General features: G+C 72.8%; 9 protein-coding genes and 1 pseudogene. All 10 read right to left on the bottom strand.

What is annotated here, in order from left to right:
* Nucleotides 1-77: 77 nt before the first annotated feature.
* Nucleotides 78-1,100, bottom strand: coding sequence for a pseudouridine synthase (locus ACRX5S_RS39500; protein ID WP_436778113.1), 1,023 nt, complete (start codon nucleotides 1,098-1,100; stop codon nucleotides 78-80).
* A 512-nt stretch (nucleotides 1,101-1,612) separates the two neighbouring features.
* A pseudogene (gene scpB / locus ACRX5S_RS39495) lies at nucleotides 1,613-2,182 on the bottom strand (SMC-Scp complex subunit ScpB); the annotation flags it as partial.
* A gap of 338 nt (nucleotides 2,183-2,520) precedes the next feature.
* Nucleotides 2,521-3,795, bottom strand: a complete 1,275-nt coding sequence (locus ACRX5S_RS39490; protein ID WP_436778112.1) for a segregation/condensation protein A — start codon at nucleotides 3,793-3,795, stop codon at nucleotides 2,521-2,523.
* A 376-nt stretch (nucleotides 3,796-4,171) separates the two neighbouring features.
* A complete protein-coding gene (locus tag ACRX5S_RS39485) occupies nucleotides 4,172-4,828 on the bottom strand; it encodes a hypothetical protein (protein ID WP_436778132.1) in 657 nt (218 codons plus the stop codon).
* Nucleotides 4,825-5,799: a ParA family protein gene (locus tag ACRX5S_RS39480; RefSeq protein ID WP_231779721.1), complete on the bottom strand. Its 975-nt coding sequence runs from the start codon at nucleotides 5,797-5,799 to the stop codon at nucleotides 4,825-4,827. Before ACRX5S_RS39480 ends, ACRX5S_RS39485 begins: the two co-directional genes overlap by 4 nt.
* 379 nt (nucleotides 5,800-6,178) lie before the next feature.
* On the bottom strand, nucleotides 6,179-7,147 hold the full coding sequence (locus ACRX5S_RS39475; RefSeq protein ID WP_436778111.1) for a site-specific tyrosine recombinase XerD: 969 nt from the start codon (nucleotides 7,145-7,147) through the stop codon (nucleotides 6,179-6,181).
* 267 nt (nucleotides 7,148-7,414) lie between these two features.
* Nucleotides 7,415-8,530 carry an alanine dehydrogenase gene (gene ald, locus ACRX5S_RS39470; protein ID WP_436778110.1) on the bottom strand — a complete coding sequence of 372 codons (1,116 nt, stop codon included), beginning with the start codon at nucleotides 8,528-8,530 and terminating at the stop codon, nucleotides 7,415-7,417.
* A gap of 458 nt (nucleotides 8,531-8,988) precedes the next feature.
* The gene (locus ACRX5S_RS39465) at nucleotides 8,989-11,115 is read right to left on the bottom strand and encodes a tetratricopeptide repeat protein (RefSeq protein WP_436778109.1); all 2,127 of its coding nucleotides are present in this window, start codon (nucleotides 11,113-11,115) and stop codon (nucleotides 8,989-8,991) included.
* 629 nt (nucleotides 11,116-11,744) lie between these two features.
* Nucleotides 11,745-12,401: an NUDIX domain-containing protein gene (locus ACRX5S_RS39460; RefSeq protein ID WP_436778108.1), complete on the bottom strand. Its 657-nt coding sequence runs from the start codon at nucleotides 12,399-12,401 to the stop codon at nucleotides 11,745-11,747.
* 327 nt (nucleotides 12,402-12,728) lie between these two features.
* Entirely contained in the window at nucleotides 12,729-14,468 is a 1,740-nt protein-coding gene (locus tag ACRX5S_RS39455) for a CTP synthase (RefSeq protein ID WP_436778131.1), read from the bottom strand.
* Nucleotides 14,469-14,806 lie beyond the last annotated feature (338 nt).

Here is a 14,806-nt window from a genome sequence, read left to right as displayed (position 1 = left end):
CCGTCAGTCTCGTCGCGTCGGTCCACCATGTCAGGGAGTCACAACCCAATCACCCATTTGGCCCAGTCGACCTGGGTCTACAGGCCCACCTCGCGGAACAGAAGGCCGATCTCCTCGTTCGACAGGCGCCGGGTGCGGCCGGGCCGCTGGTCGCCGAGCTGGATCGGGCCGAACTTCGTGCGCACCAGCCGCTCCACCGGGAAGCCCAGTTCGGCCAGCATGCGCCGCACGATGTGCTTGCGACCCTCGTGCAGCACGACCTCGACCATGTACGTCTTGCCGAGCTGGTCGATGATCCGGAAGCTGTCCGCGCGCGCCAGGCCGTCCTCCAGCTCGACGCCCTCCTTGAGCCGCTTGCCGAGGTCGCGCGGGATCGGGCCCTGGATCTGCGCGAGGTACGTCTTGCGCACCTCGTACCGCGGATGCGTCAGCCGGTTCGACAGCTCGCCGTGGTTGGTGAGGAGGATCAGACCCTCGGTCTCGGTGTCGAGGCGGCCGACGTGGAACAGCCGCTGCTCGTGGTCCGTGATGTACTCGGCGAGCGTCGGGCGCCCCTCCGGGTCGTACATCGTCGATACCACGCCCGACGGCTTGTTCAGCGCTATGTAGACCTCGCCGCTGGACGTCGGGATCCGCAGCCCGTCGACCTTGATCTCGACCTTCGCCGGGTCCACCCGCAGGCCCTGCTCGCGCACGACCTCGCCGTCGACCTCGACCCGGCCCATGTCGATCAGTTCCTCACAGGCCCGGCGGCTGCCGATGCCCGCCTGCGCCATAACCTTCTGGAGGCGTACGCCCTCCTGGGCCTCGCGCGGGCTCCGCTCGCCCTCGCGCACGGTGGTCGGACGCCGGTCCGGCCGGCTCGTGCCGCGTCCGGCACCGCCGGAACGCCCCGCGTCGCCGCGGCCGCCGCCTGCGCCGCCACCGCCCCCGCTCCCGCTCCCGCCGCCGCGGACTCCGCCACCCCGGCCGGCGTCGCCCCGTCCCGAGCCGCCGCGCCCGGCGGCGCCGCCCCGCGGTGCGCCGGACCGCTCGTCGCGGTTGTTGCCCGCGCCGCGGTAGTTGCCGCGGCCGGAGCCCTGCCTGCCTGTGCCAGCCATCAATCGTCCGTAGTCGTCGGGTCGGTCGCGTCGGCCGCGTCCGGCTCTACGGCGGACGCGGACCCGCTCCCGGTGTCGGTGGGGTCGTCGGCCGCGGGGACGGGGTCTGCGGGAGCGCCGTGTGCGCTGTCCTCGGCATCCGCCGCCGCGGGGTCTTCCCCACCAGTATCCCCGGTTTCCCCGGGCTCGGACGACACCGGGCCGGGGTCGGTGGCGGAGGGAGCGTCGGAGGGGGTGGGGACGGGGTGTTCCGGTGATTCCGCGGGGTGCGTGTCGACGGGGTCGGAGTCCGCCTCGGTGTCACCTTCGGCTTCGGGGTCGGTGTCGGCTTCGGCTTCGGTCTTGGCGTCGACTTCCGCCCCCGCCTCGGCACCCGTGTCGGCCTCCGCCTCAGGCTCGGCTTCCGTCCCCGCGTCCGCCTCGGCTTCACGGGCGACATCAGGCTCGTTCCCGGGCTCGCCCGACGACGCAGCACCCGCCGCGGTGCCCCCGGGCTTCCCGGCGCCCAGCGGGAAGCCCTCCAGGCCGCCCTCGGTCTCCGCCTCCAGTGCCTCCACCTCGGGCAGGAACGGCGCCAGTTCCGGCAGCTCGTCCAGGCTCACCAGGCCCATGCGCTCCATGAAGAAGTCCGTCGTGCGGTAGAGGAACGCGCCGGTCTCGGGCTCGACGCCGTACTCCTCGACCAGGCCGCGGGCGAGCAGCGTGCGCATGACGCCGTCGCAGTTCACTCCCCGGACCGCCGAAATGCGGCTGCGACTGACCGGCTGCCGGTACGCCACCACGGCCAGCGTCTCCAGCGCCGCCTGGGTGAGCTTGGACTGCTGCCCGTCGAGGACGAACTTCTCCACCGCCTCGGCGTGCTCCGGCCGCGTGTAGAACCGCCAGCCGCCGGCCACCTGGCGCAGGTCGAACCCGCGGTTCTGCGCGGTGTACTCCTCGGAGAGCTCGCGCAGCGCGGTGACCACGGCCTCGGTGGGCTGTTCGAGGACCTGCGCGAGAACGACGTCGGGGACGGGGTTCTCGACGACCATCAACACGGCCTCAAGCTGCGGCTTGAGCAGCGCGGGGTCGGATGCGGGCACGGGTGCCGGGGTGGGCCCGGGCGCCGGGGTGGGCTCGGGCGCGTGCTCGGGCACGCGCTGCGCCTCAAACTCCGGCACACGCTGCGCCTCGGGCTCCGGCACACGTTCCAGGTCAGGTTCCGGCGCACGTTCCGACGCAGGCCCCGGCTCGGGCTGCGACCCGGGTGCCGCTGCGGGCGCCTGCTCCTGCTGCTGCTCCTGTTCCTGCGCAAGCTCGGACTCGGGAGCGATCTCCGGCGCCGACTCGCGCTGTATCGGCAGTGCGGCGGTCTCCGTCGCGGCGGAGTCGGGCGTACCCGAAGGCTCGTCGGGCGGCTCGATCCAGAACCCGTCGTCACTCATGCCGGTTCCTCCACGTCCACCGCTTCCGGCTCCGCTTCCCGCACCGCCGCGTCCCCGCGCCCGGCCTCGGCGCCGTCCGCGTCCTCGACCGCACCCTCGTCCTCGTCCTCGTCCTGCTCGTCGAACTGCGCGCCCACCTGCGGCGCGTCCTCGTCGCCGCCGGTCCACCGGACGTGCAGCTCGCCCAGCGCCTCGACCTGGTCGAACCCCACCGCCGCCTCGCGGAACAGCTCCAGCAGGCACAGGAAGCGCGCGATGACGTGCAGGTTGTCCGGACAGTCGGCGGTCAGCGCGCGGAAGGTCAGCGCGCCGTGCCTGCGCAGGCGTTCGACCACAATCGCCGACTGCTCCCGCACGCTGACCCGCTGGACGTGGATGTGCTCGATCGAGACGACCTTGGGCCCCTTGGGGGTCATCGCCCGCGCCGCCAGCCTCGCGAACTTCTCCAGGTCCATCTTGATGACCAGCTCGGGCAACATGCCCGTGTAGCGGTCCTCAAGCGGAACGTCGCGCGGGTAGCGGCGGGCCTCGACCGCCCAGCGTTCGTCGAAGATCGCGGCGATCTGCTTGTACGCCCGGTACTGCAACAGCCGCGCGAACAGCAGGTCGCGCGCCTCCAGCAGCGCCAGGTCCTCTTCGTCCTCGATCTCCGCGGCGGGCAGCAGCCGCGCGGCCTTGAGGTCGAGCAATGTCGCCGCGACGACCAGGAACTCGGTCGCGACGCCGAGGTCCCAATCGGGGCCCTGCGCACGGATGTACGCGATGAACTCGTCGGTGACCTTCGACAGCGCCACCTCGGTGACGTCGAGCTTGTGCTTCGCGATCAGTCCGAGCAGCAGGTCGAACGGCCCCTCGAAGTTGTCGAGGTGGACCGCGAATCCCTTGTGCTCCTCGGCGGGCCGGTCGCCCTCGCCGGGCGCGTCGGCGGCGTCCTCGCCGCCCTCGGCATCGTCGCCGGACCCGTCCCCCGCCACTCCCGACACGGCATTTCCGGCCACCTCGGACGGGCCGTCCGCCTCCGCATCCGGCACATCCACCGCGCTGTCCGGTACCTCCGGCATTTCCGACGCGTCCGACGCGTCCGGCGCATCCGACAGGTCCGAAGCATCCGAAGTGTCCGACGCATTCAACGCATCCGATGCGTCCGTCACATCCGACGCGCCCAACTCCCGGACCGCCCCGTCGTCCCCGCCCCCCTGCGCGGGCAACGCGCCCGCACCGCCGCGGCCGAGGGGGCGGCGGGCGGAGGGGACCGGGCTGGCAGTGGACATCGGGTTCCATGGTGCTGGGCGGGGACGACGGCGGCGGGTTGCCCCGCCGGTAGATGCCGGATTTTCACGGTTTGACCGGTCGTTGCGCAAGAGGCTGTGCCCGATCGGCCGCCCGCCAGGATCCCCGCCGTACCGCCGGAGACGTCCCCCGACACGCCGTTCGGGGGCGGATCACCCGCCAAGTCCCGGGACTTGGCCGTGTTCCGCCCCCGGTCACCGGCATTCACCGGGGCCAAAAGCCGACGCCTACTCCTGCACAGTCGCCACCTGAACCGATGATGCGATTGTCGGCACGACGCCCTGCACGGCGCCGCCTCGGCTCAGCGCGTTCCGGCGTACCGCGTCCCCGCTCCGGGCTCGCCGCTCCCGCGGTGCGTCAGTGCCCCGGGCCCGGGCCGCCGCGCAACCGCCGTACCAGGATGCTCGCTTCGCCGCGTGCCTCCAGGTCGGCCAGCACGACCGCGATGGCCTCGCGCACTATCCGGCCGCGGTCCACCGCGAGCCCGAAGTCGCCGCGCAGTGTGAGTCGCGCGTGTTCGAGGTCCATCAACTCCTCGGCGGAGACGTACACCGTGATCTTCTCGTCGTGCCGCTCCCGGCCGCTCGGGCGGCGCTGCACGCGTCCGCGCCGGGGCGCGGCGGCCCGCGGGGCGGGCGGCTGCCCGGCCTCGCGCGCCGGTGCCTCGCGGGCGGGTTCGCGTGACGGCGGTACGGTCCGCTGCTCGGGCCGCGCCTCCTGGTGCGGCTGCGCCGGTCCCGGTTCACCCTGCGAACCGCCCTGACCGGACGCGGAGTTCTGCGCGCCGGCGTGCTCCGGCTCGGCGTCCTGCCCGGCGGACGGCGCCGGTACGGCGCGGGCGTGGCCGTTGCCGGAGGCGGCGGCCGACCCGGCCGCCGCCGCGGACGGGCCCGAGGCCCCCGCACCGGTGGGCGCCTGACCGGTCGTCCCCGCCGCGTCGGCAGCGGACTGACGGGTCGTCAGTGCGGCTCCCCCGGTGGTGCGGAACAACTCGTCGGCGCCCGGCAGACTCACTCGGCGCGGCACCGGGCGAGCACCTCCCTCGCAAGCTGGCGATACGCGGCGGCCCCGACGGAGTTCGACGCGTACGTGGTGATGGGTTCGCCCGCGACCGTGGTCTCCGGGAAGCGGACCGTGCGCCCGATCACCGTGTGGAACACCTGCTCCCCGAACGCCTCGACGACGCGCGCCAGGACCTCGCGGCCGTGCACGGTGCGTACGTCGTACATCGTCGCGAGGATGCCGTCCAGGACCAGGTTCGGATTGAGGCGCTCGTGCACCTTCTCGATGGTCTCGGTCAGCAGCGCGACACCGCGCAGCGCGAAGAACTCGCACTCCAGCGGCACGATGACGCTGTCGGCGGCGGTCAGGGCGTTGACCGTCAGCAGGCCCAGGGACGGCTGGCAGTCGATGATGATGTAGTCGTAGTCCTGCACCAGCGGCCGGATCGCGCGGGCGAGCGTGGTCTCGCGGGCCACCTCGGTGACCAACTGCACCTCGGCCGCGGACAGGTCGATGTTGCTCGGCAGCAGGTCCATGCCCGGGATGATGGTCTTCAGCAGGACGTCGTCCGCGCTGAGGTGCGACTCCATCAGCAGGTTGTAGACGGTGAGTTCGAGCTCCATGGGGTTGACCCCGAGGCCCACCGAGAGGGCGCCCTGCGGGTCGAAGTCCACGAGCAGCACACGGCGTCCGTACTCCGCGAGGGCGGCACCCAGGTTGATGGTCGACGTGGTCTTGCCGACGCCGCCCTTCTGGTTGCACATCGCGATGATCTTCGCGGGGCCGTGCTCGGACACCGGTCCGGGGACCGGGAAATAGGGCAGGGGACGGCCGGTGGGGCCGACGCGCTCGCGGCGCTGGGTCGCGGCGTCGGGGGCGAGGGTCGCGGCGTACTCCGGATCCGGCTCGTAATCGGCGTCCGGATCGAACGGGCCCCCGCGCAGTTCCTCGGCGTAGCGCAGCTCGTCGTCGTAGTAGTACATGTCGTACGCGTACTCGTCCGCCTCGGACCCCGTGGGGGTCCCCTCCGCCGCTGAACCCGCTGAAGTACCCGGTGCACCCGCTTGGTCGGCCGTCGACGGGAGCGCGGCGTCGCGCGTCCCCTGCTGCTCCGCGGCAGGGCCCGGGGCGGGAATTCCCGTCCCCCCGCCCTGAACCGACCCACGGGGGGCCTGGGCCGACGCTGGCTGGGCACCCCCGGGAGCAAATGTCGACTCATTCACAAGTCGTCTTACCTCCTTGCCGACCAGGCCATTTCTTGCTTCGTCAGCGTGACGATCCTTACTGACGGTTCGCGACTCTATGGCGTGTCGCATGGTCGCAGCAAGGCGAACCGCCCGACCCATGCAACATCGCACCGGTTCAGTCAAGAGCCCGGGGGTGGGAAGCTGCGTAGACCTCACGAAGTCGATCAATGGTGACCAGCGTGTAGACCTGAGTGGTCGTCACCGACGCATGTCCCAACAGTTCTTGGACAACTCGGACATCCGCTCCGCCGTCGAGAAGGTGCGTCGCGAACGAGTGCCGCAGCGTGTGCGGCGACATCTCCTCCGTCAGCCCGGCACGCAGCGCGGCCGAACGCAACACGGTCCAACCGCTCTGCCGGGACAGCCGGCCGCCGCGCGCGTTGAGGAAGAGCGCGGGCCCGCCGCGACCGGTTCCGATCAGTTCCGACCGGGGTCCGGCGAGGTAGGCGCCGACCGCTTCCGCGGCGTACGAACCGAGAGGCACCACACGCTGTTTGCCGCCCTTGCCCGCGAGCACCACCGTACGGGCGGTGAGATCGACATCGTCGATATCCAGACCCAACGCCTCCGAAATACGGGCGCCCGTACCGTAGAGAACTTCGAGCAGCGCACGGTCGCGCGGACCGTACGGCGGGTCTCCCCCGCCGGCCGCGGCGAGCAACGCCTCGACGCGGTCCAGCGGTACGGCCTTCGGCAACCGCATCGGGGGCGCCGGCGGCGCCACTTCACGCGCCACATCGTGCGCCACCAGGCCCTCACGCAGGCAGAACCGGTGAAACCCCCGCACCGCGACGACAGCCCGCGCCGCCGAGGCATCCGACAACGCGGGCCCGTGCGCGTCACCGGTCCGCAACGACCCCACGTACGCCGTGACGTCCGCGGTCGACACCTCCCCGACCCCGCCGCGCCCCGCATCCGCCAGAACGGCCAGATATCGCCCCAGGTCCCGCCGATAAGCCGCCAAAGTATTGGCAGCCAGCCCGCGTTCGACGGAGAGGTGGTCCAGATACGCCCGCACCGCCCGCACCGACGCCTCGGGCGCCACGGCGTCAGACGCGGCATCCGGCGCGGCATCGGGCGCCACGGCATCGGGCAGCCCGTCTGCGGACGCGGGCGAGGAGACGTCGGCGGGATCGGTGCTCACCGCACCAGTCTCCCCGCCGCGGCGCCCGCAAACGCGTGATGCCGGGCCCCACGGCGTTGTGGGGCCCGGCATCACGCTGGGCGGCCTGCGTACGGTCCCGGGTGCCCGCGTGCCCGTCCGGCGGCGCCATCGGCGTCGGACGGGGCCGTCGGGGCCCGTCGGGTGTTCCTGTGGACCGACGGGGTCAGGCCGTGGTCACGCCCCCGCTCAGGCGAGCAGCTGGGCGGTCTCGACGTGGCCGAGGCCGTGGGCCTCGGCGACGGCGGCGTTCGTCAGGTGGCCCTCGTGCGTGCTGAGGCCGAGCGCGAGGGTCGCGTCGTCCTGGCACGCCTTGCGCCAGCCCTTATTGGCGAGCGCGACGATGTACGGCATCGTCGCGTTCGTCAGCGCGAACGTCGAGGTGTGCGGCACCGCGCCCGGCATGTTGGCGACGCAGTAGAAGATCGAGTCGTGCACCTTGTAGACCGGGTTGTCGTGCGTCGTCGGACGCGAGTCCTCGAAGCACCCGCCCTGATCGATCGCGATGTCGACCAGCACCGAGCCGGGCTTCATGCGCGACACCAGCTCGTTCGTGACGAGCTTCGGGGCCTTCGCGCCCGGCACCAGCACCGCGCCGATGACGAGGTCGGCGTCCAGCACCGCGCGCTCGATCTCGTACGCGTTCGAGGTGACGGTCTGAAGGTGCCCCTGGTAGATGCGGTCGGCCTGGCGCAGCGTCTCGATGTTGCGGTCGAGCAGCAGCACCTCCGCCTGCATGCCGAGCGCGATCGCCGCCGAGTTGAGGCCGGAGACGCCCGCCCCGATGACGACGACCTTGGCGGCGTACACGCCCGACACCCCGCCCATGAGGGTGCCGCGGCCGCCGCCCTGGCGCATCAGGTGGTACGAGCCGACCTGCGGCGCCAGACGGCCCGCGACCTCCGACATCGGCGCGAGGAGGGGCAGCGCACCGCTGGGGAGCTGGACGGTCTCGTACGCGATCGACGTGGTCCCCGCGGCGAGCAGGGCGTCGGTGCACTCGCGCGACGCGGCGAGGTGCAGGTAGGTGAAGAGGGTCTGGTCCTTGCGGAGGCGCCCGTACTCCTCGGCGATCGGCTCCTTGACCTTGAGGATCAGCTCGCCCGTCTCCCACACCGCGTCGGCGGTGTCGAGGATGGCCGCACCGGCGGCGACGTACTCCTCGTCGGGGATGGAGGAGCCGAGCCCGGCGTCCTTCTGGATGAAGACCTCGTGGCCGTTGCGCACGAGCTCGTGCACGCCGGCGGGCGTGATCGCCACACGGTATTCGTGGTTCTTGACCTCGCTGGGAATGCCGACCTTCACGGCTATCCACGTCCTTACGTACAGAGGGTTGAGACGCCGTCGGCGGACCCGGAACGGGCAGGCGGGCGCATTCCACCGCGCCCTCCACGGCAAACCTAGGTTAATGCGGCTCCAACGCCCTGACAACCTTACAAAGTGCCAGTGACCCCAGCATGTTGTTTAGCTTTCCCAGGCCAGCACTGCCGGACCCGTACTTGAGAAATACCCGTCGGAGCCGTCTGGCAGTCCACCCGCGCGGGTGGCACGGCGCCCGCGCGGCACCCGCCTCACGCCCTCAACCACGCCCTCAACCACGCCTTGAGCCGCACTTGAGCCACGCCTTGAGCCGAGCCCGGGTCGCGCTTGAGCCGCGCTGAGTCGCGCTGAGTCGCGCCCTGAACGACGCCTCACGACACGGCCCGCCACCGCCCGACGCGACGGCCCGTGCCGTCCCACGCGACGGTCCGCGCCGTCCCGCGTCACGCCCCCGCGGCGCCCTCGGCGGGCCCGTCGTCGAGCATGCGCCGGACCGCCTCCGCCTGCGGCACGTCCGCCAGCAGCGCGAGCGCCTGGCGGCGCCGCGACCTGGCCTCGCGCAGGTCCCCGGTGTCCTCGTTCAGGTCCGCGGTACGCAGCAGCGCCAGCGCCTCCAGGCGCTCGTCCCCCGCGGCCCGGAACGCCTCGATCGCGTCCCGGTACACCGTCAGCGCCTCCCGCGTGCGCCCCGCGTCGCCGAGGCACGCGCCGATGTCCGCCAGCACCCGGCCGACCTCGGCGTGGTCGCCCAGCCTGCGCCGCACCCCGAGCGCCGCGCGGTGGTCGCGCAGCGCCTGCTCGAAGCGGCCCATGCGCGCGTGCAGACGTCCCAGATGCGACAAGACGCGCGCCTGCCCGACGTTGTCGCCGGTGGTGCGGCGCAGCAGCAGCGCCCGGTCGTACCAGTCGGCGGCGCGCTGGAGGTCGCCGAGGTCGGCGTACGCGTTCCCGAGGTTGACCATCGCGCGGCCCTCCCCCGCCGGGTCCGCGATCGACCTCGACACCTCCAGGGCCGCGCGGTAGCACGCCAGCGCCTGTTCCAGCTCCGCACGGGCGACGTGCAGGTTGCCGAGGTTCAGCAGCGCCACCGCCTCCTGCCGCCCCGAGCCGTGCCGCCGCGCGGTCGACAGCGCCAGCTCGTGCAGCTCGCGTACGTCGCGCCAGTGCGCGCGGCGGTCCAGCAGGCGCGTCAGTACGGCGACGAGGCGGCGCGTCGGGCCGTCCAGCCCCGCCGCGGCGGCCACCCGGGCGGCGGCCAGCAGTTCCGGCCGCTCCTCGCGCAGCCACGCCCGTGCCTGGGCCGGGGACTCGAAGCGGACGTCGGCGGGCACCCGGTCGCCCCGGCCGGTGATGGTGTGCTCGGCGGCGCGGGCGAGCCGGACGTACCGCTCCAGCAGCCGTACGCGTGCGGTGCGCCGTTCGCCGGGGCGCTCCTCGGCGTCCAGGCACTCCTGCACGTAGCCGCGCAGCAGCTCGTGGAAGCGAAACCGGCCGGGCGTCGAGCCGGGCTCCAGCAGGTGCAGCTCGCACAGCTCGGCGAGCGAGCGCGCGGCGGCGTCGGGGCCGCAGTCGGCGAGCGCGGCCGCGGCGTCGGGGCCGAACTCGCGGCCGGGCACCAGCGCGAGCAGGCGCAGCAGCCGCGCCGCGGACGGCACCAGTTCGCGGTGGACGAGAGTGAAGCAGGCGCGCAGCGCGAGTTCGCCGTCGTCGCAGGTGCCCTGGAGGCGGAGGCGTTCGGCGCGGATGCGGCGGGCGACGTCGGCGAGCGCGTACCGCTGGCGGGCGCGCAGCCAGGCCCCGGCGAGCTTGAGCGCCGCCGGATGGAAGTCGCACAGCGACAGCAACTCCTCGGCGGCGCGCGGGTCGCAGGCCACGCGCGTGTGCCCGGCGAGGTCCCCCAGCAGCTCCGACGCGGCGGCCGGTTCGAGCACGTCGAGCGCGCACGCGCGGACGACGGCCGCGCGGCCGAGGCCGGTCAGCGGGCCGACCGTGGTGACGACGAGCAGCGCCGTGGGGCTCTCCGGCAGTAAGGGCCGCAACTGCGGGGTGCCGGCGAGGTCTTCGAGCAGGACGAGTATGCGGCGGTCGACCAGCAGCTCGCGGAAGCGCCGGGAGCGGTCCTCGGCCCCGGCGGGCACGTCGCGGTCGCCCAGCACGTGCAGGAACGATTCGAGGACGTCTGCGGGCGGGGTGGTCTCACCGCGGGGGCCGGTGAGGCGGGCGTACAGGACACCGTCGGGGAAGTGCGGGGCAAGGCGGTGGGCGAGCATCACCGCGAGGCTGCTGCGGCCGATGCCGGGCGGCCCGGAGATCGCCACCACCCGGTCCGGCGGAAGCAGCGAGGCGCGCGCGGCGACACCCTGCGCGGGGACGGCGGCTCCGGGACCGGTGACCCAGCCGTACAGCGTCTGCAACTCGTCGACGCGCCCCACGAACTCCGTCGGGGCGGCGGGCAGTTGCGCGGGCCCGAGGCGGACGGTCGGCACCGACCCGTCGTCGGCGACCCGGGGCGCGGGGACGGCGGCGGCCACCGCGTCCGTAGCGGTCGCGGACTCACCAGCCTTGAACACCGCCGACGACCCCCTGTTCCCAGCCCCCCGACAGTCCTGCTGCGCAGGGTAGCGAACGGCACACGCCCAACGCCCGCCGACGCACGGCACGGCATCCGCCGAACCCGGCAGGACCACCGAGCAGGAATGCCGACCGCGGATCGGCGGCGGGACGGAGGCGCCCGAGGGCCGAGCCACGCCCCAGGACAGCGCGGACCCTGATCGCACGCGGCCCCGACCCCGGGGACAGACCCCCGAGCCGTCCGGAGCCGAAGCCGGGCCCCGACGCGCTGGGGCCCGAATGGGAGGCGCCTTGGCCGCAGAGAGAGTTCGGCCGACCGGGTGCCTCCCCCATTTCCGCGCCTGCCGCGCCGAAGGCCGCGCGGAGTCAGGTGGCAACCGGCGCAACGCCCCGTCCGCCCTGCGGCGACATCGCGCAGCCGCCCGCCAACTCACGGGGCACCGGCAAGGGCAGGCGACGTCGTGGCGGCGGCACCCGTCAACCCGTCGGCGCCCGCTCGCATGCTCCCGGCGTCGGCGCTCAGCCGACAAAACGGCGCGGCCCGCCGTGCGCGCCGGAGGGGGCCTCGACAGGGAGGCGAACCGACGCTGCGGGCCGGAGCCTCCTGCGGCGCTCCCGGTCCACCCCCTCAGAACGGGCGGGCCGGCCAGGGGGTTTCGGCGGGGCGGAGGGCGTCGAATCCGCCTCTTGCTCGGGCGGCGACGGTGGCGAGGGCGCCGGTGACCAGGGTGGGGTTGTGGAGTTCGCCGGACAGGGCCAGGGCCACCAGGTCCTCCAAGGGGGCCCAGGCGATTTCCAGGTCGGCCTCCTCCGCGTGGGCTTCGTAGCGGTCACCCACGGCCTCGCTCAGGCCGCGGGCGAGGAAGACCCGGATCGCCTCGCTCGACGAGCCGGGGGTGTTGTAGAAGTCGACGAGGACGCGCCAGTCGTCCGCCTTGTGGTGCGCTTCCTCGTACAGCTCGCGCTGGGCCGCGAGCAGCGGCGGCTCGCCGGGAACGTCGAGCAGCCCCGCCGGCACCTCCCACAGCTTGTGCCGCACGGGGTGCCGGTACTGCCGCAGCACCAGCACGCGGTCGTCCTCGTCGAGTGCCAACACGCCCACGGCGCCGGGGTGTACGAGGTAGTCGCGCCGCGCGGTCGTCCCGTCCGGCATGGCGACGACGTCGCTCCGCATCGCGGTGATGCGGCCCTGGTACGGGGTCTTCCCCTCGATGACCGGCCATTCCTCGGGGCTGTCCGTGAAGCGGCCCGCGGATCCGGGCTCTGGGCGTGCGTCGGCGTTCATGGCGCCCAACGTAGTGGAACGCGGAGCGGGGGCGGGACCGGCTTTCCGGTCCCGCCCCGCTCCGGGTGCACATTGCGCCCGGTATCGGATCCGCACGAGCGCTTCGGGCGCCCCTGCGAGGGATGCCTCGGCTAGGGGGTGCCTCCGCGAGGGGGTGCCCCGGTAAGGGGCCCCGCCGCGTCAGNCCCCCCCCCCCCCCCCCCCCGCTCCGGGTGCACATTGCGCCCGGTATCGGATCCGCACGAGCGCTTCGGGCGCCCCTGCGAGGGATGCCTCGGCTAGGGGGTGCCTCCGCGAGGGGGTGCCCCGGTAAGGGGCCCCGCCGCGTCAGCCCGCGACCTCCGCCGCCTCGCGCCCCGTGCCGCCGTCCGCGTCCAGGACGCCGTCCGCGCCGGTGACCCGGCGCACCGCCGCCGCGACCAGCCCCGCGAACAGCGGGTGCGCGCGCGTCGGGCGCGACTTGAGCTCCGGGTGCGCCTGCGTGGCGATGAAGTACGGGTGCACGTCGCGCGGCAGCTCGACGTACTCGACCAGGCGCCCGTCCGGCGACAGCCCCGAGAACACCATGCCGGTGGCCTCCAACTGCTTGCGGTACGCGTTGTTCACCTCGTAGCGGTGGCGGTGCCGCTCGAAGCTGTGGTCCGCGCCGTACACCTCGGCCGCGATCGAGCCCTCGGCGAACTTCGCCTCGTACTCGCCGAGCCGCATCGTGCCGCCCAGGTCGCCCTGGCCCGCCACGATGTCGAGCTGGTCGGCCATCGTCGACACGACCGGGTGCGGGGTCTTCTCGTCGAACTCCAGCGAGTTGGCGCCGTCGAGCCCCGCGAGCGAGCGGGCCGACTCGATGACCATGCACTGGAGGCCGAGGCAGATGCCCAGCGTCGGGACGCGGTGCTCGCGCGCGTACTTGAGCGCCTGCACCTTGCCCTCGACGCCGCGGTCGCCGAAGCCGCCGGGGACCAAGATCGCGTCGGCGTCGGCCAGTTCGCGCGCCGCGTCCTCGGGGGTCGCGGTGTCGTCCGAGGTGACCCACTTGATCTTGGCGCGCACGTTGTTCGCGAACCCGCCCGCGCGGATCGCCTCGGTGACCGAGAGGTACGCGTCCGGCAGGTCGATGTACTTGCCGACCAGCGCGACCGTGACCTCGCGCTCCGGCTGGTGCACCCGGCGCAGCAGGTCGTCCCACGTGGACCAGTCGACGTCGCGGAAGTTGAGCCCGAGCCGGCGCACGACGTACGCGTCCAGCCCCTCGGCGTGCAGCACCTTGGGGATGTCGTAGATCGACGGCGCGTCGATCGCCGTGGCCACGGCCTCCTCGTCGACGTCGCACATCAGCGAGATCTTGCGCTTGATGTCCGCCGGGACCGTGCGGTCGGCGCGCAGCACGATCGCGTCCGGCTGGATGCCGATCGAGCGCAGCGCGGCCACCGAGTGCTGGGTCGGCTTGGTCTTGAGCTCGCCGGACGGGCCGATGTACGGCAGCAGCGAGACGTGCAGGAAGAACACGTTGTCGCGGCCGACCTCGTGCCGGATCTGCCGCACCGACTCCAGGAACGGCAGCGACTCGATGTCGCCGACCGTGCCGCCGACCTCGGTGATGACGATGTCGACGTCCTCGGTCGCCATCTGCCGGATCCGCGACTTGATCTCGTTGGTGATGTGCGGGATGACCTGCACCGTGTCGCCGAGGTACTCGCCGCGGCGCTCCTTGGCGATCACCGAGGAGTACACCTGGCCGGTGGTCACGTTGGCGGAGCCGTGCAGGTCCTCGTCGAGGAAGCGCTCGTAGTGGCCGATGTCCAGGTCGGTCTCGGCGCCGTCGTTGGTGACGAAGACCTCGCCGTGCTGGAACGGGTTCATCGTGCCCGGGTCCACGTTCAGGTACGGGTCGAGCTTCTGCATCGTCACCCGCAGGCCTCGGGCCTTCAGCAGCGAGCCGAGGCTGGATGCCGTGAGCCCCTTGCCGAGCGAGGAGGCGACACCCCCGGTGACGAAAAGGTGCTTGGTCGGCCGGGTGCGGATCGACGAACGCGCGCCGTGCGTCGGACTGCCGGGCGTCTGGGGCACTGCCAAGGAGGGGCTCCCGTGGGTCGTGATTCGAGGAGGGAATTCGACGGGGAGGCTCCACCTCCACAAAGAGGCCACACAACGAGGCCACCTCGACAAAGAGGTTTGGAGAGTCCCTAGAAGTCCACGGGAGACCAGAGTAACAGCGAGCGGCGACAACGTCCCGTAGGCGAGGCCACCACCACGCAGGACGATCCGGCATATTCGGAGCGTGACCGGAGCAGCCCAGGAGCACTCCCAACGCACTCACAAATAGCGGGAAAACCTGACAGTTGAGGGTGAAGTCCCTCACGGAGGCCACGCAGAGTCACGGAGCGGGTCTCATCACCGACGCGCGT

It is taken from the genome of Yinghuangia sp. YIM S09857, assembly GCF_051388915.1.
In the GTDB taxonomy this organism is placed as follows: domain Bacteria; phylum Actinomycetota; class Actinomycetes; order Streptomycetales; family Streptomycetaceae; genus Yinghuangia.
The sequence above is the reverse complement of the archived record's forward strand: the minus strand, read 5'-3'. Positions and strand labels throughout refer to the sequence as shown.

Excerpts from the sequence above, each read along its gene's own strand:
- ACRX5S_RS39460 (WP_436778108.1), bottom strand. The coding sequence starts at position 12,401 with ATGAACGCCGACGCACGCCCAGAGCCCGGATCCGCGGGCCGCTTCACG.
- ACRX5S_RS39490 (WP_436778112.1), bottom strand. The coding sequence starts at position 3,795 with ATGTCCACTGCCAGCCCGGTCCCCTCCGCCCGCCGCCCCCTCGGCCGC.
- ACRX5S_RS39480 (WP_231779721.1), bottom strand. The coding sequence starts at position 5,799 with ATGTACTACTACGACGACGAGCTGCGCTACGCCGAGGAACTGCGCGGG.
- ACRX5S_RS39500 (WP_436778113.1), bottom strand. The coding sequence starts at position 1,100 with ATGGCTGGCACAGGCAGGCAGGGCTCCGGCCGCGGCAACTACCGCGGC.